The organism is Streptomyces diastatochromogenes, assembly GCF_002242805.1.
GTDB lineage: Bacteria > Actinomycetota > Actinomycetes > Streptomycetales > Streptomycetaceae > Streptomyces > Streptomyces diastatochromogenes.
Window position 1 is genome coordinate 76,049 of record NZ_MCGQ01000017.1, and the last position, 23,744, is coordinate 99,792.

Below are 23,744 nucleotides of genomic sequence, written 5' to 3' on the forward strand. Positions count from 1 at the left end.
CGGTCAGGACGTGGGCGGTCACGCTGCCTCCTTCGCTCGGTTCGCGTCGCCGGTCAGGTGCAGGAACACCTCGTCCAGCGTGGGCCGGCGCAGGGCGACGTCCGCCGCCTCGATGCCGGCCGCCTCCAGGGCGCGTACGACCCCGGAGAGCGCGCTCATGCGGTCGGTGACCGGGGCGCTGAGCAGTCGGCGGTCGGTGTCCACCGTGACGCCGGTGACGGGCAGCAGGGCGACGGCCGCGCCGAGCCGGCCCGCGTCGCGCAGGACGACGTCGATGCGGTCGCCGCCGGTGAGGCTCTTCAGCTCGTCGGGGGTGCCGTCGGCGACGACCCGGCCGTGGTCCACGAACGCGATGCGGTGGGCGAGCTGGTCGGCCTCCTCCAGGTACTGGGTGGTGAGCAGCACGGTCGTACCGCCGCCGACCAGGGAGCGGACGGCCGCCCAGACCTCGGCGCGGCCGCGCGGGTCCAGGCCGGTCGTCGGCTCGTCCAGGAAGAGCACCTCAGGGTCGGTGATCAGGGAGGCGGCGAGGTCGAGGCGGCGGCGCATGCCGCCGCTGTAGCGGGCGACCGGGGTGCGGCCGGTGTCGGTGAGGTCGAAGCGGTCCAGGAGTTCGGCGGCGCGCACGCGCGCGTGGCGGGCGCCGAGGTGGTGCAGGCGGGCGAACATCTCCAGGTTCTGCCGGCCGTCCAGCTGCTCGTCCAGGGCCGCGTACTGGCCCAGCAGGCCGATGCGCCGCCGTACCGCGCGGGCCTCGGTGCGCACGTCGTGCCCGGCGACCTCGATACGGCCGCCGTCCGGCCTGAGCAGGGTGGACAGGATCCGGACCAGGGTGGTCTTGCCCGCCCCGTTGGGGCCGAGCACCGCGTGCACGGTGCCGCGGGTGACGTGCAGGTCGAGCCCGTCCAGGGCGTGTTTGGTGCCGTAGGTCTTGCGTGCGTCCTCGACGGTGATCGCCGTGTCGGCCACGTGCCACTCCCTCGCTAGTCAAACTTGACTACTTCATCGAAAGTAACGGCAGCAGGCCCATTGGTCAAACTTGATTAGCGGTCGTCCCCCGCATGCCGCTCCCCCGTCGCGTACGGGTTCTCCTGGCCCTCGGCGAGTACGCCCACGAAGCGCTCGCCCTCACCGGCAAAGGTGTACGCGCCGGCCTCCAGGCGGTCGATCAGCCCCCGGGTCCAGGCCGCGTCGGAGTCGGCCGTGTGGACCCAGAGGTTCATGATCTCGCCGATGTGGCCCAGCTGTCCGGGGCCGCCCTCGGGGACGTAGTGCTCGGTGACGGCGGCCCGCCACTCCTCGATCCGCCGGATCCGCTCCCGGAGCAGGGCCAGCGCCTCGGCCCGCTCCAGCTCGACCAGGAAGCCGACGGCCGCCGACTGGATGTCCATCTTCTGGTCGTAGGAGACCAGGGACTCGCGCAACAGCCGGAAGAACTCCTCCTCGCCCCGGTCCGTGATCTCGTACTCGGTGCGCGGCGGGCCCCCGGCCGTGGACGGCGCGATCTCGTGCGCGTGCAGCAGCCCCTGCTTCTCCATCTGCTTCAGGGCGTGGTAGATCGAGCCCGGCTTGGCGTTGGACCACTCGTGCGCGCCCCAGTACTCCAGGTCGTTGCGCACCTGGTAGCCGTGGGCCCGCCCGTGCTGGCGGACCGCACCGAGCACGAGAAGACGGATCGCTGACATGCGGTCCAGGTTATTGCCGCAGAGCTAGCCCGCCTGCTCCAGGGCCACCAGCTCGAACGCGGTCTTCCCGTCCAGGGACTCGCGGATGATGTCGGCGTGGCCCGCGTGCCGGGCCGTCTCGCGGATCAGGTGCAGGCACAGCCAGCGCAGCGAGACGCGGCCCTCCGGCGGGAACCACGGGTCGGGCGGCAGCGGGAAGGAGTCGTCCAGGCTGGGCGCGGAACGGATGAGCTTCTCCGTCTCGGCGGCGACCTCCGCCCAGTACGCGAGCTGCGAGGCGACCGTCTCGTCGTCGGTCAGCCGGAAACACTCGTGCCAGTTCGACTCGTCGCGATGCACCGCCGGCGGCTCCTGCCGGGCGCGGGCCACCCAGCCCTGCTCGACCTCGGCGACATGCTTGAGCAGTCCGCCCAGGGACAGCTCGCTGGCACTGGGGCGGGAGCGGGCCTGCTCCTCGGTCAGCCCCAGCAGCGCCCGGCGGATGCCGCCGCGCTGCTCCTCCAGGAACGCCAGCAGCGCCCCGCGCTCGTCGCCCTGCGTCTCCGCCGCCACATGAGTGACCATGACCGGCCGCCTTTCATCGGGTCCGTTTGCCTGACACCGATGAAGCTATGGGCCCTTGCGGTCAGCTTCTGTCCGCAAGGGCCCGCCATGCGAAGGAGACCTAGAACGGGAAGCCGCTGCGGCCGTGCTGCACCGAGATCCACTTGATCGTGGTGAAGGCCTCCAGGGTCGTCTCGCCGTTCAGGCGGCCGAGGCCGGAGTGCTTCTCGCCGCCGAAGGGCACGAGCGGCTCGTCGTGCACGGTGCCGTCGTTCACGTGGAACATGCCCGTGTCGATCTGCTTGGCGAAGGCCACACCGCGCTCGATGTCACCCGTGTGGACGGCGCCGCTGAGGCCGTACGGGGTGTCGTTGACGATCCGGACCGCCTCCTCCTCGCCGTCGAAGGGGACGAGGAAGACGACCGGCCCGAAGACCTCCTGCTGGAGCAGGGCGGAGTCGGCGGGGACGTCGGTGAGCACGCTGGGCTCGACCAGGTTGCCGGTGGTGGTGCCGTGCACCAGGGCGGTGGCGCCCTCGGCGAGCGCCTGCTCGACGGCACCCGAAATGGCGTTGGCCTGCGCGGAGTTGATCACCGGGCCGATGACCGTCTGCGGGTCGCGCGGGTCGCCGACCTTGAGGGTCTTCACCTTGGCGACAAACTTCTCGGTGAACTCGTCGGCGACCGAGCGGTCCACGAGCACCCGGTTCGCGGCCATGCAGACCTGGCCCTGGTGGACGTACCGGCTGAAGACCGCCGCGTCCACCGCGTAGTCGATGTCGGCGTCGTCCAGGACCACCAGCGCGCTGTTGCCGCCCAGTTCGAGCACCGAGCGCTTGAAGTGCGAGGCACAGACGGTGGCGACGTGCCGGCCGACCTTGTCGGAGCCGGTGAAGGAGATGACCTTGGGGATCGGGTGCTCGATGAAGGCGTCGCCGATCTCGGCGATGTCGGTGACGACGACGTTGAGCAGGCCGCCGGGCAGGCCCGCCTCCTCGAAGATCTTCGCGACCAGGGTGCCGCCGGCGATCGGGGTGTTCTGGTGCGGCTTGAGCACCACGCCGTTGCCGAGGGCGAGGGCCGGGGCCACCGACTTGATCGACAGCAGGAACGGGAAGTTGAACGGGCTGATCACGCCCACCACACCCACCGGCACCCGGTAGACGCGGTTCTCCTTGCCGTCGGCCGGGGAGGGCAGGATCTTGCCCTCGGGGCGCAGCGCCAGGTGGACCGACTCGCGCAGGAACTCCTTGGCGAGGTGCAGCTCGAAGCCGGCCTTCACGCGGGTGCCGCCCAGCTCCGCGATGATCAGGTCGGATATCTCCTGCTCGCGGTCCTCGATCAGCCTCAGGGCCCGCTCGAAGACGGCGCGGCGGGTGTACGGGTTGGTCGCGGCCCACTGCTTCTGGGCCCGAGCGGCCGCCTGATAGGCCTGGTCGACCTGGTCGACGGTGGCCACCGTGATCGAGGCCAGCTTCTCGTCGTCGTACGGATTGAAGTCGATGACGTCCCAGGAACCGGTGCCCGGGCGCCATTCACCGTCGATGTACTGCTGGGCCAGCTCGCTGAAGTAGGACGACATGTGATCCCTCAATCACTAGCGATGCCAGATCCTGGTCACGGTCTGATCGCTCGTCATCGTACTTGTGATTCAAGAGAGTTGGAGGAGACCTCTCAAGACAGCTGAAGCAGACCGCGCAGCAGGTCCCGGCTCTCGGACGGGCCCGGGCTGTCCTGCTGCAGCTCCTTCAGCGCCTGCTCGTACTGGGCGACGTCCTCCCGCTTGTCCAGGTAGAGGGCGCTGGTCAGCTGCTCCATGTACACCACGTCGGACAGGTCCGACTCGGGGAAGCTGAGGATGGTGAAGGCACCGCTCTCGCCGGAGTGCCCGCCGAAGCCGAACGGCATGATCTGCAGCCGTACGTTGGGCCGCTCGGAGACCTCGATCAGGTGCTGGAACTGGCGGCGCATCACGTCACGGTCGCCGTACGGACGGCGCAGGGCGGCCTCGTCCAGGACGATGTGGAACTCGGGTGCCTTCTCGTCGAGCAGGTGCTTCTGCCGCTCCAGGCGCAGCGCGACCCGCCGCTCCACGTCGGCCGCGCTCGCGCCCTTCATGCCGCGCTGCACCACCGCGCGGGCGTACTCCTCGGTCTGCAGCAGACCGTGCACGAACTGCACCTCGTACACCCGGACCAGGGAGGCGGCGCCCTCCAGGCCCACATAGGTGGGGAACCAGCTGGGCAGCACGTCGGTGTAACTGTGCCACCAGCCCGCTACGTTGGCCTCCCGGGCGAGGGAGAGCAGCGACTCGCGCTCCGCGTCGTCGCTGATGCCGTACAGCGTCAACAGGTCTTCGACGTCCCTGGTCTTGAAGCTCACCCGGCCCAGCTCCATCCGGCTGATCTTCGACTCGGACGCACGGATCGAGTACCCCGCCGCCTCGCGCGTGACCCCCCGCGCTTCACGCAGTCGCCTGAGTTGCGAGCCGAGCAGCATGCGCCGCACCACCGATCCGGGCTCTCCCGCGCTCACGTTCGCCAGCCTCCCCAACCGTCTTTGGGGCCGAAGTCTGCCACTAAAACACTTCGAGCAGTACTCGTCCGGTTACAGAAACGGAAAGAGGTCAGCCGTTTTCCGCAGGAAGAGGTCAGGACCTCTGGCAGTCGAGCGATCCAAGTTGGCGGAAAAAATGGCCAAGAAGCGGTACGGGCAGGTTCAATTCGGTCGCGTGCACGTGCATCTGCCCTTGCATCTGCCCTCCCTATCCGAAACCATGGTGCAGCGCCACCGCTGCATCGCAACGACCGCGAATTCCCGGGAGTGCCTCGCATGGGAACGAATGGATCGACCATGCTCAAGCCGTTACGGCAGGGCCTTCCGCCGCTGGATCCCGCGGCCGTGTCCGATGCCGCCTCCTGCGCCCTGCCCGCCCGCTACGAAGCGGTGCGCGAGGCCCGCCGCTTCACCCGCTCCACCCTGGACCAGTGGGACGTGGGCGACCGCTTCGACGACATATGTCTCGTCGTCTCCGAACTCGTCACCAACGCCCTGCGGCATGCGCTGCCGGCGGACGCGGCATGCTCCGAGCACGCGCCCTCGGTACGGCTGCACCTGCTGCGCTGGGCCGAGCGGCTGGTGTGCGCGGTGCGCGACCCCAGCCACGAGTCGCCCGCCCCGCGCGACTCGGACGACTTCTCGGCCGAGTCGGGCCGCGGACTGTTCCTGGTCGACTCCTTCGCCGACAGCTGGGGCTGGCACCCGCTCGCGGGCAGCCTCGACGGCAAGGTCGTCTGGGCGCTGTTCCGGCTCGGGACCGCCGGCTGACGCGACGCGGCGTCGACCTACGCCGCGTTTCTACGCGCGTACACCCCGACTTCGCCCGGCCGTCACCCGGCTGTCGCGACCGCCCCGGCCGAACCGGCCGGTGAGTCGTTTCAGCCGGCGATCAGATGGTCGAACTCGCCGTCCTTGACGCCGAGGAGCATGGCCTCGATCTCCGCGCGCGTGTAGACGAGCGCGGGCCCGTCCGGGAAGCGCGAGTTGCGTACGGCCACCTCGCCGCCCGGCAGCCGCGCGAACTCCACGCAGGAACCCTGCGAGTTGCTGTGCCTGCTCTTCTGCCAGGCCACTCCCGCCAGCTGCGTGGCAGCCATGCCGTTGTACACGTCGTCGTTGTACACGTCGTACCCCCCGTACACGTCGTCAACGTCGCGGTCCACAGGTCGCTCCCCGGTGGTGCACTGGCTGGTGTGGCCATGGATGCTGTAGTCAACTGACCCGGATCATAACCCCGTTCACGTGCAGATGCATGAGCAGATGCACGTGCACGGGGGGTGGTCCCGCGATTACAGCTTTGACGCCCGCTTTACCGAAATTGTTCCAGCGTCTGTCCATGATCTTCCACGCCGGCACCTGCGCCGGGTCGTCCGGATCCAATCCTTCGTGCACTAGGAAGAGACGCGTTCCGCGCCGTTCCTGTTCCAGCGTCCATGTGAGGGTCCGGTCCGTGGGATTGGCGGGATCGGTGTCCAAGCACCGGAGGGAGGGCATCCGCACCTGCCTCCGGTGGTTTGGCCGGGGGTGCGGGCGCGTCCGGTGCCTCAGCGGCTGGAGTACGGCAGCAACGCCATCTCGCGGGCGTTCTTGATCGCGCGGGCCAGCAGGCGCTGCTGCTGGGCGGTGACCCGGGTGACGCGGCGGCTGCGGATCTTGGCGCGGTCGGAGATGAACTTCCGGAGGAGATCCGTGTCCTTGTAGTCGATGTAGGTGATCCCGGCCTGGTCCAGCGGGTTGGGCCGGTTCTTGGCGGGCTTGCGGTCGCTCTTGCGGGGCATCAGACCTCCAGCAGGGTGTCGAAGGCGGGCGGCAGCCTCTTCCAGGCATCCCGCCCGGCGGCGTACTCGGCGTCGGTGAGCAGGCAGGACTCCAGCAGGTGCGCGAGTCCGTCGCGGTCGAGACCGGGCGAGGTGAACACGAGGTGGTTGCCGCAGTCGCCGTGCTCCGGGTGCCAGTCCAGCGCGGCGGCGGCCCGGCGTACCGGCGGGACCATCTCCCAGGCCGCGTCGGGCAGCGCGGCCAGCCACGGCCCGGCGCTCTCGACGCACAGCGCGCCGCCGGCCGCGTCCCAGTGCAGCAGCACGTCGGGCTTGTCGGCGAGCCAGAACCGGCCCCGGCTGCGGGCCGCGGCGCAGGTCAGGTCCTCCAGCGCGGCGTACAGCCGCTCGGGGTGGAACGGGCGGCGCCGGTTCCAGACCAGCGTGGAGACGCCGTGGTTGTCGGCCTCGGCGGGCAGCAGGGCGCAGGCCGGGTGCTGGGCGGCCGCCGCGGCCTCCACGTCGAAGCCGGCGAGGGCGGCTGCGGCCAGCGGGGAGACCGCAGCGGATGCACGTGCAGACACGGGTGCGCCCGCCAGGCCACCGTGGCCGATCGGAACCTGGCGGGCCGTCGGATGGAGCTGCGCCAGCAGCTCGCGGTCCTCGTCGTCGGCCTCCGGGGAGTCCGCCACGGCGAGGACGGGGGCGTACTCCAGCTGGCGGGCGAAGGTGTCGGCGACCGTGCGCTGGTCGGTGGCGGCCGCGGCGAGGCCCACTTCGGCGAGGTCGTCGCCGTTGCCCAGGTACGGCAGCACCAGCGCCGGGTCGACGGCGGTGATCACGCCGGTGACGGTGAGGCCGCCGGCCGTGACTACCTCGGCCATCGCCTTGGGCTCGACCGAGTCCCACAGCTCGACGATCGCGAGCCGGGTCGTGCCGTCCCCGGCGAGGCGGCGCAGCTCCGGCACCAGGTCCTCCCGCAGGGCGCAGCAGGCGCAGTCATTGACCAGGGGCGTCTCGCCGGTGGAGCGGATGCCGAAGCGGTCGCGGACGGTGCGGACGACCGTGCCGCCGACGGCACTCGCCAGGTCGTGGTGGAGTACGACACTGCCGGGCACGTCGGCGAGCAACCGCGCCACGGCCGCCCTGCGGGCCTCGGCGTGCAGCCCGCCGACTGCGGCCACCGACAGGCTCACGCCCCGCCCCGCTTCCCGTAGCGGCGCTCGAAGCGCTCCACCCGGCCGGCCGTGTCCAGGACGCGGGCGGTGCCGGTGTAGAAGGGGTGGCTGACGTTCGAGATCTCGACGTCCACGACCGGGTAGGTGTGGCCGTCCTCCCACTCGATCGTCTTCTCGCTCGTCATGGTCGATCGAGTGAGGAAGGCGTGGTTCGCGGCCCGGTCACGGAACACGACGGGCCCGTAGCCGGGGTGGATTCCCTTGCGCATGGTGGTGCCTCAGCGCTCCTCTCGGAACTCGACGTGCCGCCCGACGACGGGGTCGTACTTGCGCAGCGTCAGGCGGTCGGGGTCGTTGCGGCGGTTCTTGCGGGTCACGTAGGTGTGGCCGGTCCCGGCGGTGGACCGGAGCTTGATGACCGGGCGGAGTTCGTTGCGTGCCATGCTGCTATGTTACTGAAAATGAATCCCATTACCAATCACTGAGTGCGAGAGGTACGTCACCATGTCCGCCCACTGCATGCTCACCGGGGCCGCCCCCGGCTTCGGCAACCGCATCTCCCGCTCCCACCGGCGCACCTCCCGCCGCTTCGACCCCAACATCCAGACCAGGCGCTACTGGCTGCCCGGCGAGGGCCGGTACGTCCGGCTGCGGCTGAGCGCGAAGGCGGTCAGGACCGTGGACACGATCGGCGTCGAGGCGGCCGTGGCCCGGATCCGTGCCCGGGGGGTGAGGGTCTGATGGCGAAGAAGAGCAAGATCGCGAAGAACGAGCAGCGCCGGCAGGTCGTCGCCCGGTACGCCGGGCGCCGCGCCGAGCTGAAGGAGATCATCCGGCACCCCGCCACGACGGAGGCCGAACGGCTGGCCGCGCAGCGGGAGTTGCGCGGGCAGCCACGGGACGCGAGCGCCACCCGCGTCCGCAACCGCGACCAGGTGGACGGCCGTCCCCGGGGCTACCTGCGCACCTTCGGCCTGTCCCGGGTGAACCTGCGCGAGCAGGCTCACAACGGATTCCTGCCCGGCGTCCGGAAGTCCTCCTGGTAACGGCTGGTAACTTGCTGGCGGTCCCTCCGGTCCGGGGGACGGCGTCCGCGACGGGCCGACGGCCCCGGGCGGCCGGCCCGCTAGAGCTTGGGAGCTTGACGTGACTACGGCGACTGCAAGGGTGCGGACCGCGGCCGCGGCCGCGGGGCTGGTGGGCGCGCTGGCGCTGACCGCGTGCAGCGGGGGCGGCTCCAAGGACGACTCCTCGCCCACCCCGAGCGCGACCCCGACGTCCACGGGTACGGGTGCCGTGACGGGGTCCTCCGGCAAGCTCCAGGGCAGCTGGATCACCACCAGCAAGGGCGCCGTCGTGGCCCTGGTGATCACCGGGAAGAAGGCCGGGCTGTTCGCGACCGGCGGGGCCGTGTGCAGCGGCGCCGCGGGCACCGAGGCGGGCATGCAGATGATTCACCTGACCTGTGCCGACGGCAGCAAGGACCGGGTCACCGGCATGGTCGACTCGGCGACCGAGGACGCCATGAAGGTGACCTGGTCGGGCAAGCTCGGCCAGGAGACCTACACCAAGGCCGAGGGCGGCAAGCTGCCGTCGGGGCTGCCGACGGCGCCCGTGAAGCAGTGAGAGCCCCCTGAAGCAGTGAATTCGCCCGGGGCGCGTGATCGCGCCCCGGGCCGAGGGGCCATGATGCGGGGAGACCGTCCCGACCTCGATGGGGATCTGCTCATGCGCGCCATTCCGCTCACCGTCACCGCCCTCGCCGCCGCCCTGCTGCTGACCGCCTGCAACGACGGCGGTGGTGGCAAGAACGGGAAGAGCAGCTCCGCCTGCGAGATCGGCGGGGTCTCCGTGCAGATCGGGTCGGCGAGCGTCGCCCCGGCCGCCGGTGACACGGGCGAGGTGCCCGTCAGCATCACCAACCAGAGCGCCCCCTGCACCCTGGACAAGTTCGCGAGCGCCGTGCTGGACACGGGCAACGCCGAGGTCACCGTGCCTGTGCAGCAGGGGGCGAAGGCCCAGAAGCTGAAGCTCGCCAAGGGCGACTCGGCGACCTTCAGCATCAGCTATGTGCGCGGCAAGGCGGGCGAAAAGAGCAGCGTGGCGGCGAAGACCGTGAAGATCGCCCTGCCCGGCTCCACCGCCACCCGGAGCTTCCCGTGGTCGTACGGGCCCATCGCCGCCCAGGGCACGCAGGGCACCCCGAACGCCTCCGTCAGCGCCTTCCAGCAGGTCGGGGACTGACCCTCACGGCAGCCTGGGGCGGGCCCTGACCTGGGCCTCGTCCGCCGCCCGGGCACCCTCCGTCCAGCCCGCCGCGTCGGTCACGCCGCGCAGCCGGGTGGTGGTGGTCTCGGGGAACATGCGCTCCAGCCGGTCGGTGACGGCTATCTCCCGGGTGGCGAGCACGGGCAGCAGGTCCTGGGTCACCTGGGTCTCGGCCACGGTCGCGAGGCGGTCGCCGACGCGGTGGGCGTAGGCCGCGAGGAAGGACTGCCGGAAGGTCTTGGTCCGCTTGCGGCCGCCGGCTCTCTGGGCGGCCTCCGCCCGGGTCATCGCGTGCGTGGCCTGCACCAGCAGCGAGGTGTAGAGCAGCTCGACCGCCTCCAGGTCGGCCTCGAAGCCGACGACCGTGGAGAAGCCCAGCGGTTCGTTCCACACCGCGCGGCAGTGGTTGGCGGTGGCGACCGCGTCCAGCAGCACCGCCTTGGCCTGCTCGTACGGCGGCTCGACGCCGATGCGGCAGGCGCCGGGCGCGTCCGGCGCGGGCGCACCGGCGGCGAGCAGCGCCTCGTCGACGCTGTGCCGGGCCATCAGCTCCTGGGCCTTGGCGCTCAGCGCCTCCGCCTCCTCCGGATATCCGGTCGCCTCGGCCTTGGCGAGCAGGGCGCGGATCCGGGTGAGCATGCGGGAGGCGGCGGGCCCGTGCTCCCGGCGGGGTTCTTCGAGGGGCTCAAGAGCGGGCAGCCGCAGCAGCAGGCGGTACAGCTGGAGGACGGCGGTTGCGTGCGAGAAACGGTCGCTGCCGCGCGCGGGGTCCTGCGGCAGGGCCTCCAGCTGGGCGGCCCAGCGGCGCCCGCGCGGTCGGTCCTGCCCGGCCTGCGCCCGGATCATCCCTGCGGCCAGGTGTACGTGACCGTCCTCCAGCTCGCGCCGTACGAGCCGTACGACGTCGGCGGGCTGCCAGCCGCGCTGCCAGGCCGTGGCGACGAACTCCTCGCCCCGCCGCGTGAGTTCGGCGTCCGCTGCGGGGTCGGCGGCGAGCAGGGAGGCGCCCGTGTCGAGTCCGGCGTCGGTGTCGTCGTACAGGGCAGCCCGGAAGGCCCGCTCGACGGTGCTGGAGGTGCTGGTCACGGTGTCGATCGTGCCATGCGCCGGTGACAGCGGGCCGAGGTCGTCCACACCCTGTGGACAGACGACTTCCGGCGCGGGCGGTCGGCTCCAGGGCTTCGGCGTCTCACTCCACGGAATTCGGCCTCCCGCGCGCGGGAGCGCGCCGAGCATGACCCCATGATGGACATGTCTCTCTACGCGGCCTTTCTGGTGGCCGCCTTCGCGCTCTGTGTCACTCCCGGTCCGGACATGATGTTCATCGTGGCGATGGGCGGCCGGGGCGGTCCGCTGACCGGTGTGACGGCCGCCGTCGGGGTGGCCTGTGCGATGTTCGTGCACGCGGTCGCCGCGGCGCTCGGCCTGTCGGCGCTCTTCCTGACCCTGCCGTCGCTGTATCACGTGCTGCGCTGGGCGGGCGCGGCCTATCTGCTGTTCCTCGCGGTCAGGGCGTTCCGCGGCGACGGCGGCTCCGTCGAGGCGGAGGACGCGCCGCGGTCGGGGCGCCGGCGGGCCTTCTGGCGGGGAGCCGTCACCAATCTGCTCAACCCCAAGGTGATCCTCTTCAACGTCTCGTTCCTGCCCCAGTTCGTGAACCCGGACCTCGAGCACGTACGCGAGCAGTTCCTGGTCCTGGGGTTCACGATCACCGTGATGGGCCTCCTGGTGGACGGCTCGGTCGGGCTGCTCTCGGGGAAGCTCGCCTCGCTGCTGCAGCGCAGCCGGCGGGTGGCGAGGGGGCTCGACTACTTCAGCGGGACGGTGTTCGCCGGGCTGGCGGTGCGTCTGGCGGTCGTGCCCAAGTAGCCGTTGCGGGCAGGAGAACTGGACTGTCAACCTTCGGTTGACAGTCCGGGGGTGGCAACCTACGGTTGACACATGGCGACCAATCCGAACATCACGGCATCCGTACGCCTCGACGACCTCATCGAGGCGATCAAGAAGGTTCACGCCGAACCCCTCGACCAGCTCCAGGACGCGGTGATCGCCGCCGATCACCTCGGTGACGTGGCCGACCATCTGATCGGTCACTTCGTCGACCAGGCCCGCCGCTCGGGGGCGTCCTGGACCGACATCGGCAAGAGCATGGGCGTGACGCGGCAGGCGGCGCAGAAGCGGTTCGTGCCCAAGGAGTCGGCCGACCTCGACCCCAGCCAGGGTTTCAGCCGCTACACCCCGCGCGCGCGGAACGTGCTCATGGCCGCGCACAACGAGGCGGTGGCCGCGCGCAACCCCGAGGGCCGGCCCGAGCACCTGGTCCTGGGGCTGCTGGCCGAGCCGGAGGGCCTGGCCGCGAAGGCGTTCACCGCGCAGGGCGTCCTGCTGGACTCCGTCCGCCAGGCCGCGACGGCCGCGCTCCCGCCGGCCGCCGAGGAGGTCCCCGACCTCGTCCCCTACGGCCCGGAGGCCAAGAAGGTCCTGGAACTCACCTTCCGCGAGGCCCTCCGGCTCGGCCACAACTACATCGGCACCGAGCACCTCCTGCTGGCCCTGCTGGAGCACGAGAACGGCACGGGCGTCCTCAGCGGGCTCGGCATCACCAAGGCGGGGACCGAGGAGTACGTCGGCAGGGTGCTGGCGCTGCTGCTGGAGCAGAAGAAGGCGGCCTCGGACGCGGCGGAGGCCGCGACCGACGGACCGGCGGACTGAGCCGGGGCCGGCACAGCACCCCGGGAGCACCCTGCCCCGAGAGGCGAATGCGCAGGTCGGAACCATTGTCAGTGCCGCCTGCCACACTCGCAGTCATGACCGACCGGTGGGCTCTCGCGCCGGCCGAGGACGGTGGCGTGGACGTCGCCCCCCTCGGCCCGGACGGGCTGCCCGCCGGTCCGGTGCGGCGGGAGAGCGATCTCGCCGGGGCGGTGCGGAGCCGTCCGGAGGTGACGCGCTGGGTGTGGCGGTCGACCCCCGAGGTCTATCCGCGTCTGCTCGCCACGGGGGTGCGAGTGGAGCGGTGCTACGACATCGAGGACGCCGAGACCCTTCTGCTGGGCCACGAGGGCCGGTCCGGCGAGCCGCGCTCGGCCGCCGCCGCCCTGGCCCGCCTCCGCGGCGGCCCCGTACCGCCCGATCCGCCGCTGCGCCCGGCTGAACCGGGCGCCCAGTCCCCGCTGTTCGAGCCGTCCGGCACCCGGCTGCCGCTGGCGGACCTGCTCGCCGTCTACGCCGACCAGCAGCGGCGGCACGAACGGACCGCCCACCCCGACCGGATGCGGCTGCTGACCGCCGCCGAGTCGGCCGGGATGCTGGTGGCCGCCGAGATGAACCACGCCGGCCTCCCCTGGAGCGCCGAGGTCCACCGCGAGCTGCTGCACGACCTGCTGGGCGAGCGGTACGCGGGCGGCGGCGAGCCGCGCCGCCTGGCCGAGTTGGCCGACGAGGTGTCCGCCGCCTTCGGCCGCCGGGTCCGGCCCGACCTGCCCGCCGACGTCGTCAAGGCCTTCGCCCAGGCCGGGATCAAGGTGAAGTCCACCCGCCGCTGGGAGATCGAATCCCTCGACCACCCGGCGGTGAAACCGCTGCTGGAGTACAAGAAGCTGTACCGCATCTGGGTAGCGCACGGCTGGTCCTGGCTGCAGGACTGGGTCCGCGACGGCCGCTTCCGGCCCGAGTTCCTCGCCGGCGGCACGGTCACCGGGCGCTGGGTGACCAACGGCGGGGGCGCGCTGCAGATCCCCAAGGTGATCCGGCGGGCGGTGGTCGCCGACCCCGGCTGGCGGCTGGTCGTGGCCGACGCCGACCAGATGGAGCCGCGCGTGCTGGCGGCGATCTCCCGCGACCCCGGCCTGATGGAGGTGGCCGGCCGCGAGAGCGACCTCTACCAGTCCGTCTCCGACCGCGCCTTCTCCGGCGACCGCGACCAGGCCAAGCTCGCCGTGCTCGGCGCGGTCTACGGCCAGACCTCGGGCGACGGCCTGAAGAACCTCGCCGCGCTGCGCCGCCGCTTCCCCAAGGCGGTGGCCTACGTCGACGAGGCCGCGCGGGCCGGTGAGGAGGGCCGGCTCGTACGTACCTGGCTGGGCCGGACCTGCCCGCCCGCCGCCCGGCCGGGCGAGGACGCGGAGGAGGAGGCGGGCATCCCGGTCGGCGAGGACGACCCCGACGCCCAGGCGTGGGTCCCCGGTTACGCCTCCACCAACTCCCGCGCGCGGGGCCGCTTCGCCCGCAACTTCGTCGTCCAGGGCAGCGCCGCCGACTGGGCCCTGCTGCTGCTCGCCGCGCTGCGCCGGTCCTGCGCGGACTTGACGGCCGAACTGGTGTTCTTCCAGCACGACGAGGTGATCGTGCACTGTCCCGCCGAGGAGGCCGAGACCGTCGTCCGGGCCATCCGGGACGCCGCCGAACTCGCCGGGCGACTGACCTTCGGCGACACCCCGGTGCGCTTCCCGTTCACGACGGCGGTGGTGGAGTGCTACGCCGACGCCAAGTGAGGGCCCCTCAGGGAGCCGCGGCCTCGGCCAGCAGCTCGCGCAGCTCCTCCAGCACCGCCTGCTCGTCCGTGCCGTCCAGGGCCACGAGGGCCGCGCGCCAGGCGTCGTGCGCCTCCGGCCGCCGCCCCTGCTCGCGCAGCAGCAGGCCGTGCTGGTGGCGGGCGAGGCCGCCCATGTAGCGGTCGGCGCGGGCGTCGGCCCGGCGCAGCAGCTCGGCGCACTCCGCCGCGGCCCGCTCGGCCTCGCCCAGCCGGCGCAGCGCGCGGACCAGGCCGAGCCGGGTCTGCGACTCGCCGTGCCAGTCGCCGTGGGCGCCGAGGATGCGCAGGCTCTCCTGGAAGTGCTCCGCGGCTGCGGCCGGTTCGCCGAGGGTGAGGTGGGCGTAGCCGATGTTGCAGTGCGCCGAGTGCTGCACGATGACCGCGCCGATCGCGTCCCCGATCGCCAGCGAGCGCCGGTGCTGCTCGATGGCGGCCCGCGGATCGGTGTGCTCGTAGAGGTTGCCGAGGTGGCTGCGGGTGACGGCCTCGCCGTAGGGGTCGTTCAGCTGCCCGGAGTGGGCGAGGCTCTGCCGCAGCGCCTCCCCGGACTCCTCGAACCGGCCGAGCCCCTCCAGCAGCAGCCCGCGGTTGTTCAGGCAGCGCCGGATCCAGGAGACCGTGCCGAGCCGCCGCCAGATCACGAGGGCCTGGTCGGTGAGGGCGAGGGCGTCGTTCTGGCGGCCGGTCAGGAAGTGCAGGCCCGCGAGGTCGCCCAGGGCGTACGCCTCGGCCGCCGCGTCCCCTAGCCGCCGTGCCGCGCCGAGCGCGACCCGCCCCAGCACCTCCATCTCGGCGACCCGGCCGCTGCGCTGCGCATAGGGGAAGAACAGCCGGACGAGCGTGGAGAGATGGGCGGCCCGGCGGTCGTCGCCCGGGCCGGCGTTGCGCTCCACCAGCGCGACGATGTTCTCCAGTTCCACATCGCCCCAGGCGAACGCCCGCTCGGCGGACTCGAAGGTGCCCAGGGTCGCCACCTCCGCCGCGTGCTCCGGCGGCTGCGCGGAGGTGGGCCGCAGGCGGTCCTCCTGGTCGAGACCGGGCTCCACGATGGCGACGAGGGCGCGCTCGGCGGCGGCCGCGTACCAGCGCAGGGCGGTGAGGTCCGGATCGGCGCCGCCGGCCGGCTCGGGGCTCTGGCCTGCCAGTTCGCGGGCGAAGTCACGGACCAGGTCGTGCGGGGCGTAGCGGCCGTACTCCGTCTCCTCCAGCAGGGCCACGTCGACCAGCCGGTCCAGGGCGGCCTCGGCGCGGCGCGCGTCGGTGCCGGTGAGGCGGGCGACCAGCGGGGCGCCGTAGGTGGGCAGGTCCAGCGCGCCGATGCGGCGCAGGGCCAGGGCCGCGTCCCGGTCGGCCTCGCGCTCGGCGGCGGCGAGCGCGTCGTGGGCGACGGCCAGGGACCGGCGGACGCTCAGGTCGTCGTACTCCAGGTGGTGCAGGCGGCCTTCGGTGGCGGCCAGTTGACCGGCCAGCACGTCCGGGGTGAGGGCCCGGCGGGCGGCCAGCCGGGCGGCGACGACCCGCAGCGCGAGCGGCAGCCTGCCGGTCAGCTCGACCAGCGGGTGGCCGGCGTCGAGCCCCTCGCGTCCGCTCACCGCGCGCAGCAGTGCCGCGCTGTCCTCTCCGGTCAGCGGGGAGAGCGGGAAGCGCCGGGCGCCGTCCAGGGCGGTCAGCGGGGAGCGGCTGGTGATGATCACGGCGCAGCCGGGCCCGGCCGGCAGCAGGGGCCGTACCTGGGCCGCGCTCGCCGCGTCGTCCAGCACCAGCAGGATGCGGACGGGGGCGAGCAGGGAGCGGAGCAACGCGGCTGCGGCGTCGGGGTGTTCGGGGATGTTGCGGGGCTCGGCGCCGAGGTCGCGCAGCAGGGCGATGAGGGCCTGGGCCGAGGTGAGCGGGGCCATGCCGGGGGTCGCGCCGTGCAGGTTGACGTACAGCTGGCCGTCGGGGAAACGTTCCCTCAACTCGTGGGAGACGTGTAGGGCGAGGGCGCTTTTGCCTACGCCGGCCATGCCGCTGATCACGGCGACTTGGCTCCGCCGGTTGGCGAGGGTGTCGTGCAGGGCGTTGATTTCTTTTGCTCTGCCGGTGAAGTTTGCGGGGGGTGCGGGGAGTTGGGCTGGTGCGGGTGCGTGGGGGTGTACCCGGCCTTCGGCCGGGTTTGGGTTCCCACCCGCACCGCCCGTGCGGCTTTCGTTGTCGGGTGCGGGTGGCCCCTGTGGGGGGTGTTCGCCGTCGGCGGGTGCAGGAGCGTGGGTGCCGTGCGTGGCGTGCGTGCCAGGCGTGCGTTGCGCAGGGACCCTGGGTACCGCTCCCCCGGCCTCCGACCTCGGGGAGTCCCGCAGGACCTCCACGTGGGCCTCGCGGACCGATGGGCCCGGTTCGATGCCCAGTTCCTCCACCAGGCGGGCGCGGAGGTCGCGGTGGACGGCCAGGGCCTCGGCCTGGCGGCCGGTGCGGTGCAGGGCGAGCATCAGCTGGCGGTGGTACGCCTCGCGCAGCGGATGCTCGGCGACCAGGGCCGCCAGCTCGGGGACGAGTCCCGCCAACCGGGCTCCGCCGAGCGCGAGTTCGGCGTCGTGCCGCCACTCCAGCAGGAGCAGCCGCGCCTCCTCCAGGCGCTGTACGAGGGCGTAGCCGCCGAGGTCGGCGGGGAGTCCGCTCAGCGGGGTGCCACGCCAGAGCGCGAGCGCGGCCGTGCAGGGGCGCACGACACCCGCCCAGTCCCGCCGGGCGTGCGCGGCGCGCGCCTCGGCGACCCGGGTGTCGAAGACGTGCACGTCCAACTCGCCGTCGTCCACGCGCAGCAGATAGCCGGGCGCCACGGCCCTGAGCCGCTCGGGGTCGTCCAGGAGCCGGCGCAGCCGGGTGACGTGGTTGTGCAGCGAGGCCTGCGCGGAGACGGGGGGTGCCCCGCCCCACAGGGCGTCCTTCAGCGACTCGACCGAGACGACCCGGCCGGCCTCCAGCAGCAGCGCGGCGAGCAGGGCGCGGACCTTGGGGCTGCCGATGGCTCGGACGTGGTTGTCGGGAGCGTCGCCAGGGGTGACGTCAGGGGCGTCGACATGGGTGCCGTCACGGGGGTCGACATAGGGGTCGACATGGGGGTCGACATGGGTGTCGTACGAAATCTCGTACAGGTGTCGGTCGTACAGGACGGGCGGTCCCAGCAGTCCGAACCGCAGCTCGCACCGCCGCATCCCGCTCCACTGCCTTCCCGCGCGGTCCCCTTCGACCGTGCTGCGCGGCGGGCGTGTGCCCGCCGGTCCCTGGCGGAATTCCGCCCCATTCACAACGGTTTCCCGCCAGCCTGCACCTGTTGGCCGGGGCCGGAATCCGTTAGGGTTCCTGCCTACTGCGCCGGTCGCCCGACAACTTCCGGCCAACCGAACCGCGACCTGCGGACGAACCGTTGGCCACATGTTAGCGATCTGTTGGCGGGCCCTGATGTGATCTTTCCATCGGATCCGGCCCGACGGCGCGCGCGGCAAGTCGCGTAACTCGGGGGAGTGTCGCCGCAGGCCTGATCCGGGGACGCAGGGGCCCCGGTCGTCGGAGGTGAACGACCGGGGCCCTGTCCCGTCCCTTCCGGGCTCTCCGCGCCCTGTGCCGCCCGTCGCTCAGATGACGGGCGGGCGCCCGAGCCGGGTGAGCCGCCACACCGTCCGCCAGCGCATCGGCCGCCGTTCGCCGGGCGTCTCCCGCAGCCCTTCCGCGAACCCGCCGAACCAGGCCCGCAGCCCGGCCACCGAGCGGGTGCGGGCGAGGGTGAGCAGCAGCCACGCCCCCAGATGCACCGGGATGAGCGGCAGGGGCAGCCTGCGCCGGACGAGCCAGACCCGGTTGCGGGCGTTGACGCGGTAGTAGATGGCGTGCCGGGCCGGCGAGGTCTTGGGGTGCTGCAGCAGCAGCTCGGGGGCGTAGAGGATCTTCCAGCCGGCGTCGGCGGCCCGCCAGGCGAGGTCGGTCTCCTCGTGCGCGAAGAAGAACTCGGCGGGCCAGTCCCCGGTCTCGGCCAGCATCGCCATGCGGAAGGCGTGGCCGCCGCCGAGGAAGCCGGTGACGTAACCGCCGCGCAGGGGGTCGGACTTGCCGACCCGGGGCACGTGCCGCTGCTGGGTCTCGCCGTTCTCGTCGGCGATGCGGAAGCCGATGATGCCGAGGCGCGGGTCGGCCGCGTACAGGTCGCGCACCCGGCGCAGCACGTCGGGGTCGACGAGCAGTCCGTCGTCGTCCAGTTCCACGACGATGTCGACGTCGCCGTACTCCCGCAGCCGGGCCAGGGCGACGTTGCGTCCGCCCGGGCAGCCGAGGTTCTCCTCGACGTCGAGGGTGGTGACCTCGCCCGGCAGGGACAGCCGCTCGGCGAACTCGGGCAGCCGGCAGCCGTTGCCGACGATCACGATGCGGGCGGGGGCCACGTCCTGTTTGGCCACGGACTCCAGCAGGGCGTCGACTTCGGCGGGCCGGTTGCCCATGGTCACCACGGCGACGGCGATCCTCGGCTCCACCACGTCCCTCACCCCATCCGGCCAACGGCGGCTCCGGCGTCCTGACCGCGCGGCGCTCGCCGTTCACCAAGATGTTGCCTCAGGTGCGCTGGTTCACCTGACGCAGATTCACTTTGCAGCCCCTTTGCTCCGGTTTTGTGCGCACCTTTCCTTGAGCCGCAAAGCTTCCGCGGCGAGTGCGAGCGCGTCCCGCTCGGGCCGCAGTCGCCACACCGCCAGCAGCCCGGTCGTGCCGAGCAGGGCGGCGGAGAGGAGGAACGCGGTCCGGTAGCCGGCGTCCACGGAGGCGGCGGTGTCGACGATCCGGCCGACCGTCCAGGGGGCCAGCACCCCGGCGAGGGCGTAGACGAAGGCCAGTGCGCCGAGGACGACACCGCGCTGGGGCGGCGAAGCGATCCGGGCACAGGCGGTCTGGGCCACCGTCATCACGACGTTCGCCAGGGCCATCGGACCGAGCATCAGCACCACCTTGAGCCAGACGGCGTCGGTGACGGCGAACAGCCCCACTGCCAGGGCGGCCAGACACATCGCCGCCCCCGCGCCCGCCCCGTGCGGCGGCCGGGTCCGGCGGCGGGCCAGCAGCCCGTGGCCCACCAGCACCACCCCGCCCGCCAGGGCCGCGGCGGTCACCAGGGTCCCGGACCGGCGCAGGCTCAGCCCCACGACCGTCTGCAGATAGTCCGGCATCCAGGTCAGGCCGGCGCTGAGCATCCAGTACGCGGCGAACGCGCCGAGTGCCGCACTGAGCCAGGTGCCGGACAGCAGGATCCTCCGGTACGGGACGGCACCGTCCGCGCCCGTACCGGCGCCACCGGCCTCCGGCGCGTACGGGCCCTCGATGCCGCGCCACGCCCAGTACCCGGCCCACACCAGCCCGGCCAGACCCACCGCGCCGAACGCCCACCGCCAGCCGAAGCGGTCGATGACCAGGGTCAGGGTGGGCGCGGCCACGGCGACCCCCGCGGCCGCGCCGGTCAGCAGCACCGCGGTGGGCAGGGTGCGCCGGTGCTGCTCGAACCAGCCGTGCAGATGGTGGGTGGCGACGGGCAGGGCCGGGCCCTCGGCCGCGCCGAGCAGCACCCGGGTGGCCAGCAGCGTGCCGAAGCCGGCCGCCGGCCACAGCATCGGCAGCTGGGCGGCGGACCACAGCAGCGCCAGGGCCAGCAGCAGCACCGTGGTGCGCACCGTGCGGGTCAGGTACGACACCGCGAGGGCCGAGACGCTGAAGAGCGCGAAGAAGGCCGCCGACGCGGTGCCGAACTGCTCGCGGCCGATCCCCAGGTCGGCCATGACCGGTCGGGCGGCCAGTCCCAGCACGGTCTTGTCGGCGAAGTTGACCAGCATGAAGGCGAGCAGCGCCCAGGTGGTCCGCCACCCCGTCATGTGCTGCGTCATAGGGCTCCTCCAGAGGACGGCGGCGTCGGCGTGGCGTCGATCCTGCTGGCAGCGGACAGGGCGGGACAGCCGTCGGCATCACAGTCCTGGCGGCCCGCTACTGTGACGGATCACAACGCGCGAGGTGATCCATGGCCCGAGACGAACCACCGCGCCACCCCGGGGCGCCCGCCCTCTCCCCCGCCGCGCGGGCGCTGGCCGCCCGGTGCGAACCACGGGTGAACGAGCTGGCCCGGCATCTGGCCCGGGGCGCCTTCGAGCAGCTGCGCGGCTATGCCGAACTGCCCGCCGACGTCAAGGACGTGGAGATCGCGGCCACGGCCCGGCACGCCCTGCGGCTGTTCCTGCGCACCGCCGTCCACGGGTCGCCCTCGGAGGGCCTGGAGTTCTTCGAGGAGCGCGCCGCCCAGCGGGCCGAGGAGGGCATGCCGCTGCACCTGCTGCTGCGCACCTACTGCCTCGGCATCCACCAGCTGTGGCAGGCCCTGCGCTCCGCCGCCCGGCCGGGTGAGGAACCCGCGCTGGCCGAGCTGGCGGAGGCCCTCTTCGCCGCCGAGGAACGCGTCGTCGGCGCGGTCACCGAGAGCTATCTCGACGAGCAGGCCGCCCTCGCCGCCGAGCGCCACGAACGGCGCCGCTCCCGTGCCCGGGCGCTGCTCGACGGTACGGCTGCCCCGGACGCCTCCGCTCCCGACGGGCCCGCCCTCGTGCTCCACCTGAGCTTCCCGGACGCCCGTGACGCGCGGTCACCGGTGGCCGTACGGCGGCTGCACCGGCGCGTCCAGACCGCGCTCGACCGCGCCTTCGGCACCGAGGCCCTGGCCCTGCTCGACGCCACGGGCGGACACGTCGTCGTACCCGGGACGTCCCAACTGCCCGAGCGGATCGGGGAGGTGCTGCGCGAGGCGGTGGCCGGGCCGGGTCTGCGGCTGGCCGCCGATGCCGTACCGGACACCGCCGGTATCCCGCGTGCCGCGCGGCTGACGGCGGAGATCGTGCGGGTCGCGGCCGCGTGCGGCCGGCCGCCCGGGCTGCACCGGCTCGACGACGTCCTGCTGGAGTACCACCTGTCCCGCCCGAGCGAGGGCAGCGGCCGGATCGCCGCCCGGCTCGATCCGCTCGCGGGCCGCCTCGACCTGCTGGACACCCTGCGCACGCACCTCGCCCAGCGTCAGGACCGGCGGGCCACCGCCCGCCTGCTCAGCCTGCACCCCAACTCCGTGGACAACCGCCTCACCCGCGTCCAGGAGCTGACCGGCCTGGACCTGGCCGACCCGCGCGACACGGCGCTGGCGCTGGCGGCCCTGCTGCTCAGGGACGCCCCCGTCAAGGCGTGACGATGGCGAAGTCAGGGTCGGGCTTGTCCAGCAGCGTCCCGAAGGTGAGCAGCGCCCCGGCGTCGCCGTCGAGGGCCACCGCACCGCCCGCGATCTCGTCGGCGAACGTCGTCCGGCCGCCCAGGACCGCGTCGAGCGTGGCGCGGGCCAGCCGGAGCGTGACGGTGGGCGGCTCGCCACGCGGGGCGTCGCCGCACATCGGGGTGAGCGCCCCGTTGGACAGCAGCAAGGTCCAGATGTCACCGGTGTCGGTGAACTCCCAGCCCAGCAGCAGCCGTCCAGCCTCGGCGGCTCGGGGGCCGTTGATCCGTACGGCCATGGACTGGAAGATCTGCTCGGCGGTGAGCGCGGCGAGCAGGTCGGGGGCGCTGCGGGTCGGGGTGCCGAGGACACCGTCCCGCAGCTCGGCCGCCCCCATGAGGTAGAAGTTGCGCCACGGACCGCACTCCGAGCCGTGTCCGAGCCGCTCGAAAGTCGCGGCCTGCAGCTCCCGGGCCCCGGCGTGGTCCGGCTCGGCGAACAGCACGTGCCCGAGCACCTCCGCCACCCACCTCAGGTCCCCGGCGTCGTACGACGTAAGGGCCTTGGCGACCACCGCGTCCGTGCCGCCCATGAACTCCACGTACCGGCGGGCGGCTTCGACGGGCGGGTGCTGCCACAGATGGGCCGGATTGCCGTCGAACCAGCCCATGTAGCGCTGGTAGACCGCCTTGGCGTTGTGGCTGAGCGAGCCGTAGTAGCCCCGCGTGTGCCACGCCCGCTCCAGCGCGGGCGGGAAGCGCAGTTCCTCGGCGATCTCGGCGCCCGTGTACCCGGCGTTGATCAGCCGGACCGACTGGTCGTGCAGGTAGGCGTAGGCGTCCCGCTGTTCCTCCAGGAAGCGGACCGCACGGCCCTGGCCCCAGGTGGGCCAGTGGTGGGAGGCGAAGACGACGTCGGTGGTGTCGGAGAACAGCCGGATCGTCTCCGTCAGATAGCGGGCCCAGGCGCTCGGGTCCCGTACGAGCGCGCCGCGCAGCGTGAGCACGTTGTGCAGGGTGTGGCAGGCGTTCTCGGCCACGCACAGCACCCGCAGGTCGGGGAGGTGGAAGTTCATCTCCGCCGGTGCCTCGGTGCCGGGCGTGAGCTGGAAGACGATCCGCACCCCGTCGGGGGTCTCCTGCTGGCCCGTGGCGGTGATGTCCAGCGTGGGCGCGATCAGACCGACGCCACCGGTCGACGTCGTCTGCCCGAGCCCGCAGCCGATCTGCCCGGCCGGGCCCTTGGGCAGCGCCGCGCCGTACATGTAGGCGGCGCGGCGGGCCATCGCCGTCCCCGTGAACACGTTCTCGCCGGCCACGTGCTCCAGGAAGCCGGCCGGCGCGATGACCGGCACCCGTCCGGCGGCCACGTCGGCCGCGTCCACGACACCGCGCACGCCGCCGAAGTGGTCCACGTGCGAGTGGGTGTAGATGACGGCGGTGACCGGCCGTTCCCCGCGGTGCTCCCGGTACAGCGCGAGCGCGGCGGCCGCGACCTCCTCGCTGATCAGCGGGTCGACGACGATGACACCGCGCTCGCCCTCCACGAAGGTGATGTGGGACAGGTCGAGTCCGCGCACCTGGTGGATGCCGGGCACGACCTCGTACAGCCCCTGCCGGGCCACGAGCCGGCTCTGCCGCCACAGCGAGGGATGCGCGGTGGCCGGGCACTCCTCGTCCAGGAAGCCGTACGCGTCCGCGTCCCACACCACCCGGCCGTCCGGCGCCCGCACCACCCCCGGCACCAGCCGGGCGACGAAGCCCTGCTCGGCGTCCACAAAGTCCTGTTGGTCCCGCTCACCGCCTGTCACGCCGACGATCCTCACACCGGGCGGCCCGGCCGCACCCGGTGACGCGTCACAGAGGCACCGCTGACCCGTCACAGCGCGGACCTGCCCTCAACAGCCCTCCACGACAGGCGAGTAGAAGATCTTGACGGGGTTCATGTTACCGGTAACAATCA

Annotated in this window: 25 protein-coding genes; 9 read left to right on the forward strand and 16 right to left on the reverse strand. The window is 72.6% G+C overall.

Annotation, left to right across the window (positions count from 1 at the left end):
- Positions 1-18: 18 nt before the first annotated feature.
- The 5 genes from BEK98_RS21965 to BEK98_RS21985 form a co-directional block, all read right to left on the reverse strand.
- Positions 19-969: an ATP-binding cassette domain-containing protein gene (locus BEK98_RS21965; RefSeq protein ID WP_094218341.1), complete on the reverse strand. Its 951-nt coding sequence runs from the start codon at positions 967-969 to the stop codon at positions 19-21.
- Positions 970-1,043: 74 nt separating this feature from the next.
- The gene (locus BEK98_RS21970) at positions 1,044-1,685 is read right to left on the reverse strand and encodes a PadR family transcriptional regulator (RefSeq protein ID WP_094218342.1); all 642 of its coding nucleotides are present in this window, start codon (positions 1,683-1,685) and stop codon (positions 1,044-1,046) included.
- A 24-nt stretch (positions 1,686-1,709) separates the two neighbouring features.
- Positions 1,710-2,249, reverse strand: coding sequence for a DinB family protein (locus BEK98_RS21975; RefSeq protein WP_094218343.1), 540 nt, complete (start codon positions 2,247-2,249; stop codon positions 1,710-1,712).
- Between the two features lie 100 nt (positions 2,250-2,349).
- Positions 2,350-3,810: an aldehyde dehydrogenase family protein gene (locus BEK98_RS21980; protein WP_094218344.1), complete on the reverse strand. Its 1,461-nt coding sequence runs from the start codon at positions 3,808-3,810 to the stop codon at positions 2,350-2,352.
- Positions 3,811-3,902: 92 nt separating this feature from the next.
- Positions 3,903-4,727: a helix-turn-helix domain-containing protein gene (locus BEK98_RS21985; protein WP_094218439.1), complete on the reverse strand. Its 825-nt coding sequence runs from the start codon at positions 4,725-4,727 to the stop codon at positions 3,903-3,905.
- A gap of 333 nt (positions 4,728-5,060) precedes the next feature.
- Between BEK98_RS21985 and BEK98_RS21990 the strand changes: the two genes are divergently transcribed.
- Positions 5,061-5,555 (forward strand): ATP-binding protein, encoded by a 495-nt coding sequence (locus tag BEK98_RS21990; protein WP_244201926.1) that lies wholly within the window; start codon positions 5,061-5,063, stop codon positions 5,553-5,555.
- A gap of 110 nt (positions 5,556-5,665) precedes the next feature.
- On the opposite strand, the gene BEK98_RS21995 is transcribed toward BEK98_RS21990, so the two are convergent.
- From BEK98_RS21995 to rpmG, 6 genes are all read right to left on the reverse strand, one after another.
- Entirely contained in the window at positions 5,666-5,950 is a 285-nt protein-coding gene (locus BEK98_RS21995) for a DUF397 domain-containing protein (RefSeq protein ID WP_094218346.1), read from the reverse strand.
- Positions 5,951-5,999: 49 nt separating this feature from the next.
- Entirely contained in the window at positions 6,000-6,263 is a 264-nt protein-coding gene (locus BEK98_RS50070; protein ID WP_244201927.1) for an SRPBCC family protein, read from the reverse strand.
- 68 nt (positions 6,264-6,331) lie between these two features.
- Positions 6,332-6,565: a 30S ribosomal protein S18 gene (gene rpsR / locus BEK98_RS22005; RefSeq protein WP_094218347.1), complete on the reverse strand. Its 234-nt coding sequence runs from the start codon at positions 6,563-6,565 to the stop codon at positions 6,332-6,334.
- Positions 6,565-7,740, reverse strand: coding sequence for a CobW family GTP-binding protein (locus BEK98_RS22010; RefSeq protein ID WP_094218348.1), 1,176 nt, complete (start codon positions 7,738-7,740; stop codon positions 6,565-6,567). The genes rpsR and BEK98_RS22010 overlap by 1 nt, the downstream gene beginning before the upstream one ends.
- The gene (locus BEK98_RS22015; protein WP_094218349.1) at positions 7,737-7,991 is read right to left on the reverse strand and encodes a type B 50S ribosomal protein L31; all 255 of its coding nucleotides are present in this window, start codon (positions 7,989-7,991) and stop codon (positions 7,737-7,739) included. Before BEK98_RS22015 ends, BEK98_RS22010 begins: the two co-directional genes overlap by 4 nt.
- Before the next feature lie 9 nt (positions 7,992-8,000).
- Positions 8,001-8,165 (reverse strand): 50S ribosomal protein L33, encoded by a 165-nt coding sequence (gene rpmG, locus BEK98_RS22020; RefSeq protein WP_094218350.1) that lies wholly within the window; start codon positions 8,163-8,165, stop codon positions 8,001-8,003.
- Positions 8,166-8,226: 61 nt separating this feature from the next.
- On the opposite strand from rpmG, the gene rpmB reads away from it, so the two are divergent.
- The 4 genes from rpmB to BEK98_RS22040 all read left to right on the forward strand — a co-directional run bounded on the left by rpmB (position 8,227) and on the right by BEK98_RS22040 (position 9,966).
- On the forward strand, positions 8,227-8,463 hold the full coding sequence (rpmB, locus tag BEK98_RS22025; protein WP_094218351.1) for a 50S ribosomal protein L28: 237 nt from the start codon (positions 8,227-8,229) through the stop codon (positions 8,461-8,463).
- A complete protein-coding gene (rpsN, locus tag BEK98_RS22030; RefSeq protein ID WP_094218352.1) occupies positions 8,463-8,768 on the forward strand; it encodes a 30S ribosomal protein S14 in 306 nt (101 codons plus the stop codon). The genes rpmB and rpsN overlap by 1 nt, the downstream gene beginning before the upstream one ends.
- A gap of 100 nt (positions 8,769-8,868) precedes the next feature.
- Entirely contained in the window at positions 8,869-9,348 is a 480-nt protein-coding gene (locus BEK98_RS22035; protein WP_244201928.1) for a hypothetical protein, read from the forward strand.
- Positions 9,349-9,450: 102 nt separating this feature from the next.
- A complete protein-coding gene (locus tag BEK98_RS22040; protein ID WP_094218354.1) occupies positions 9,451-9,966 on the forward strand; it encodes a DUF4232 domain-containing protein in 516 nt (171 codons plus the stop codon).
- 3 nt (positions 9,967-9,969) lie between these two features.
- Here BEK98_RS22040 and BEK98_RS22045 read toward each other — a convergent pair whose 3' ends face one another.
- Entirely contained in the window at positions 9,970-11,076 is a 1,107-nt protein-coding gene (locus BEK98_RS22045) for a DUF2786 domain-containing protein (protein ID WP_208643189.1), read from the reverse strand.
- Positions 11,077-11,232: 156 nt separating this feature from the next.
- Between BEK98_RS22045 and BEK98_RS22050 the strand changes: the two genes are divergently transcribed.
- The 3 genes from BEK98_RS22050 (at position 11,233) to BEK98_RS22060 (ending at position 14,483) form a co-directional block, all read left to right on the forward strand.
- Positions 11,233-11,859, forward strand: coding sequence for a LysE family translocator (locus BEK98_RS22050; protein WP_094218355.1), 627 nt, complete (start codon positions 11,233-11,235; stop codon positions 11,857-11,859).
- A 72-nt stretch (positions 11,860-11,931) separates the two neighbouring features.
- The gene (locus tag BEK98_RS22055) at positions 11,932-12,702 is read left to right on the forward strand and encodes a Clp protease N-terminal domain-containing protein (RefSeq protein WP_094218356.1); all 771 of its coding nucleotides are present in this window, start codon (positions 11,932-11,934) and stop codon (positions 12,700-12,702) included.
- Between the two features lie 95 nt (positions 12,703-12,797).
- Positions 12,798-14,483, forward strand: coding sequence for a bifunctional 3'-5' exonuclease/DNA polymerase (locus BEK98_RS22060; RefSeq protein ID WP_094218357.1), 1,686 nt, complete (start codon positions 12,798-12,800; stop codon positions 14,481-14,483).
- Between the two features lie 7 nt (positions 14,484-14,490).
- On the opposite strand, the gene BEK98_RS22065 is transcribed toward BEK98_RS22060, so the two are convergent.
- The 3 genes from BEK98_RS22065 to BEK98_RS22075 form a co-directional block, all read right to left on the reverse strand.
- Positions 14,491-17,718, reverse strand: coding sequence for an AfsR/SARP family transcriptional regulator (locus BEK98_RS22065; protein ID WP_094218358.1), 3,228 nt, complete (start codon positions 17,716-17,718; stop codon positions 14,491-14,493).
- Between the two features lie 420 nt (positions 17,719-18,138).
- Positions 18,139-19,032, reverse strand: coding sequence for a glycosyltransferase family 2 protein (locus BEK98_RS22070; RefSeq protein WP_094218441.1), 894 nt, complete (start codon positions 19,030-19,032; stop codon positions 18,139-18,141).
- A 105-nt stretch (positions 19,033-19,137) separates the two neighbouring features.
- Positions 19,138-20,424 carry an MFS transporter gene (locus tag BEK98_RS22075; RefSeq protein ID WP_094218359.1) on the reverse strand — a complete coding sequence of 429 codons (1,287 nt, stop codon included), beginning with the start codon at positions 20,422-20,424 and terminating at the stop codon, positions 19,138-19,140.
- Positions 20,425-20,555: 131 nt separating this feature from the next.
- Here BEK98_RS22075 and BEK98_RS22080 point away from each other — a divergent pair, with 131 nt between their 5' ends.
- Positions 20,556-21,761, forward strand: a complete 1,206-nt coding sequence (locus BEK98_RS22080; protein WP_094218360.1) for a PucR family transcriptional regulator — start codon at positions 20,556-20,558, stop codon at positions 21,759-21,761.
- On the opposite strand, the gene BEK98_RS22085 is transcribed toward BEK98_RS22080, so the two are convergent.
- The gene (locus tag BEK98_RS22085; protein ID WP_244201929.1) at positions 21,751-23,592 is read right to left on the reverse strand and encodes an alkyl/aryl-sulfatase; all 1,842 of its coding nucleotides are present in this window, start codon (positions 23,590-23,592) and stop codon (positions 21,751-21,753) included. The genes BEK98_RS22080 and BEK98_RS22085 overlap by 11 nt on opposite strands.
- Positions 23,593-23,744 lie beyond the last annotated feature (152 nt).

What these genes read in the sequence shown, in the direction of transcription:
- BEK98_RS21970 (WP_094218342.1), bottom strand. Translation starts at nt 1,685, where the DNA reads ATGTCAGCGATCCGTCTTCTCGTGCTCGGTGCGGTCCGCCAGCACGGG.
- BEK98_RS21975 (WP_094218343.1), bottom strand. Translation starts at nt 2,249, where the DNA reads ATGGTCACTCATGTGGCGGCGGAGACGCAGGGCGACGAGCGCGGGGCG.
- BEK98_RS21980 (WP_094218344.1), bottom strand. Translation starts at nt 3,810, where the DNA reads ATGTCGTCCTACTTCAGCGAGCTGGCCCAGCAGTACATCGACGGTGAA.
- BEK98_RS21985 (WP_094218439.1), bottom strand. Translation starts at nt 4,727, where the DNA reads ATGCTGCTCGGCTCGCAACTCAGGCGACTGCGTGAAGCGCGGGGGGTC.
- BEK98_RS21990 (WP_244201926.1), top strand. Translation starts at nt 5,061, where the DNA reads ATGGGAACGAATGGATCGACCATGCTCAAGCCGTTACGGCAGGGCCTT.
- rpsR (WP_094218347.1), bottom strand. Translation starts at nt 6,565, where the DNA reads ATGCCCCGCAAGAGCGACCGCAAGCCCGCCAAGAACCGGCCCAACCCG.
- BEK98_RS22015 (WP_094218349.1), bottom strand. Translation starts at nt 7,991, where the DNA reads ATGCGCAAGGGAATCCACCCCGGCTACGGGCCCGTCGTGTTCCGTGAC.
- rpmG (WP_094218350.1), bottom strand. Translation starts at nt 8,165, where the DNA reads ATGGCACGCAACGAACTCCGCCCGGTCATCAAGCTCCGGTCCACCGCC.
- rpmB (WP_094218351.1), top strand. Translation starts at nt 8,227, where the DNA reads ATGTCCGCCCACTGCATGCTCACCGGGGCCGCCCCCGGCTTCGGCAAC.
- rpsN (WP_094218352.1), top strand. Translation starts at nt 8,463, where the DNA reads ATGGCGAAGAAGAGCAAGATCGCGAAGAACGAGCAGCGCCGGCAGGTC.
- BEK98_RS22040 (WP_094218354.1), top strand. Translation starts at nt 9,451, where the DNA reads ATGCGCGCCATTCCGCTCACCGTCACCGCCCTCGCCGCCGCCCTGCTG.
- BEK98_RS22050 (WP_094218355.1), top strand. Translation starts at nt 11,233, where the DNA reads ATGATGGACATGTCTCTCTACGCGGCCTTTCTGGTGGCCGCCTTCGCG.
- BEK98_RS22055 (WP_094218356.1), top strand. Translation starts at nt 11,932, where the DNA reads ATGGCGACCAATCCGAACATCACGGCATCCGTACGCCTCGACGACCTC.
- BEK98_RS22060 (WP_094218357.1), top strand. Translation starts at nt 12,798, where the DNA reads ATGACCGACCGGTGGGCTCTCGCGCCGGCCGAGGACGGTGGCGTGGAC.
- BEK98_RS22065 (WP_094218358.1), bottom strand. Translation starts at nt 17,718, where the DNA reads ATGCGGCGGTGCGAGCTGCGGTTCGGACTGCTGGGACCGCCCGTCCTG.
- BEK98_RS22075 (WP_094218359.1), bottom strand. Translation starts at nt 20,424, where the DNA reads ATGACGCAGCACATGACGGGGTGGCGGACCACCTGGGCGCTGCTCGCC.
- BEK98_RS22080 (WP_094218360.1), top strand. Translation starts at nt 20,556, where the DNA reads ATGGCCCGAGACGAACCACCGCGCCACCCCGGGGCGCCCGCCCTCTCC.